Source organism: Mesorhizobium sp. M7A.F.Ca.CA.004.12.1.1, assembly GCF_003997835.1.
In the GTDB taxonomy this organism is placed as follows: Bacteria; Pseudomonadota; Alphaproteobacteria; order Rhizobiales; family Rhizobiaceae; genus Mesorhizobium.
The window spans coordinates 1-1,989 of sequence record NZ_RZRK01000989.1 but is presented as its reverse complement, the minus strand read 5'-3'; the positions used below and the strand labels follow the sequence as shown (position 1 = coordinate 1,989).

2 protein-coding genes are annotated in these 1,989 nt (G+C 63.1%); one reads left to right on the top strand and one right to left on the bottom strand.

What is annotated here, in order from left to right; translation table 11 throughout:
• Positions 1-827: aldehyde dehydrogenase family protein (locus EN984_RS32660; protein WP_127384267.1), on the top strand; the 827-nt coding region annotated here is incomplete at its 5' end.
• Between the two features lie 42 nt (positions 828-869).
• On the opposite strand, the gene EN984_RS32655 is transcribed toward EN984_RS32660, so the two are convergent.
• Positions 870-1,989 (bottom strand): GMC oxidoreductase (locus EN984_RS32655; RefSeq protein WP_127384266.1); only part of this gene is annotated, 1,120 nt, incomplete at its 5' end.

Below are 1,989 nucleotides of genomic sequence, written 5' to 3'. Positions count from 1 at the left end.
GTGCGGAGGTGGGCGACGAGGCGGTCGTTCATCCGGGCACCCATGCCATCGGCTTCACCGGCAGTTCTGTCACAGGCGCGACGATCGCCCGGCGTGGAGCGGGCAAGCCGCTTCTGCTCGAAATGGGCGGCAACGGTCCGACCATCGTGCTGGCCGATGCCGATATCGACATGGCCGCCGCCCAGGTCGGGGCCGGCTGCTTTGCCAATGCCGGGCAGATCTGCACGGCCACCGAACGCGTGCTGGTGCATAAATCCGTCCATGACCGTTTCATCGAAGGTCTCGTGAAAGCGGCCGCGCAGGTGAAAATGGGCGACCCTTTCGATCCCGCGACGACGATGGGTCCGATCAACAATGCGGTGGCCGTCGACAAGGTACTCAGCCACATCGCGGACGCCCGCGCGCGTGGCGCCGAGATCGTTACCGGCGGCAATGTGGCGTCGGGTTTTGCCACCAATCTCTATTTCGAGCCGTCGATCGTCACAGGACTGACCCGGGAAAGCCTGCTCAATGTCGAGGAATCCTTCGGGCCGATCGCACCCGTGCTGACCTTCGAGACCGACGAGGAGGCGATGGAACTTGCGGCGTCCAGCCCCTACGGTCTGTCGGCCGCGGTCTTCACCAGCACCATCAAGAACGCCTTTGCCTTTGCTGAAAGCCTGAAGGTCGGCATCGTCAACATCAACGAGATGAGCTGCTATTGGGAGCCGCATATTCCTGCCGGCGGCGCCGCCGGGACGCAGAGCGGCCTCGGCCGCACCGGGGGCCGGCACACGCTGATGGAAATGTGCGACCTGAAGACGATTACCGTGGATATCACCCGCTGACTCCAAGGCCCGCGCCTTGTGCGCGGGCTTGCCCTCGAGCTGTCAGATGGACCGGCGCAGGCTGTCGGCCATTTTTTCGCCAATCATGATCGAGGTGAGATTGGTGTTTGCCTGGCAATCGAGCGGCATGATCGACGCATCGATAACCCGCAGTCCTTCCAAACCGTAGACCCGGCATTCCGGATCGACCACGGCCTCGCCGAGCCTTCCCATGCAACAGCCTCCGATCCCATGCTGCGCATCGGAAGACTGCGCCAGCAGGAAATTGTCGACCTCCTCGTCGCTTGCCGTTTCGAGCCATGACAAAGGCAGATCGGAATCCCCCAGCAGGACGCGCTCGGCGATCGCCTGGATCGGCGCCTGCCGGGCAATCTCGCCAAGGTGGCGATAGGCGATACGCATGCGCTGGAGATCCATTGGATCGTCCAGCATGTTCTCTTCCACGAGCGGCTGGTCGAAAGGGTTGGCGGAACGCAGTTGCACGGTGCCGCGGCTCTTGGCCTCCATCAGGATCAGATTGACCATGGCCTCGCCGAACTGGGCGCTGTCGGACTCCACGCCGATGCCGCCATGGTTCATGGCGACGTAGAGAATGTCGTCGCGCTCAGCGCCCGGCACGCCCGAACTCATCCGCACACAGCAGTTGGTATGCCGCGCGTCGAGATCGGTCGCCTTGAATCCCGGCTTCAGCTTCAGTTCGATGCGGCAATAAGGATGGTCGAAGAAACCTTCGCCGACCGGCAGGTCGGCAAGCACCTCGATGTCCTTTCGTTTCAAGAGAGCCGCAGGGCCGATGCCCGAGCGCTGCAGGATGACCGGAGAGTGGATGGCGCCGGCCGAGACGATGACCAGCGGCGCCTCGAATTTGCGAACCTGCCCGGCCACGATGGCCAAAACGCCGATCGCTTTCCTGCCATCGAAAAGCACCTTGTCCACCGTCGCCTGCCCGATGATGGTAAGGTTCGGCCGGTCGCGGGCAGCTTCCAGATAGCCGTCATTGACCGACACGCGCTTGCCGGCTCGACTGTTGATGGGATAGGTGCAAGCCCCTTCGGCATCCGGAGCATTGAGATCGTCATGCCAGGGATGGCCGAGAGCCATCGCGCTTTGGCGCATGGCCTTGTCGACGCTGCCCCAGCTTTCGACAGGCGCGCGGTAGATC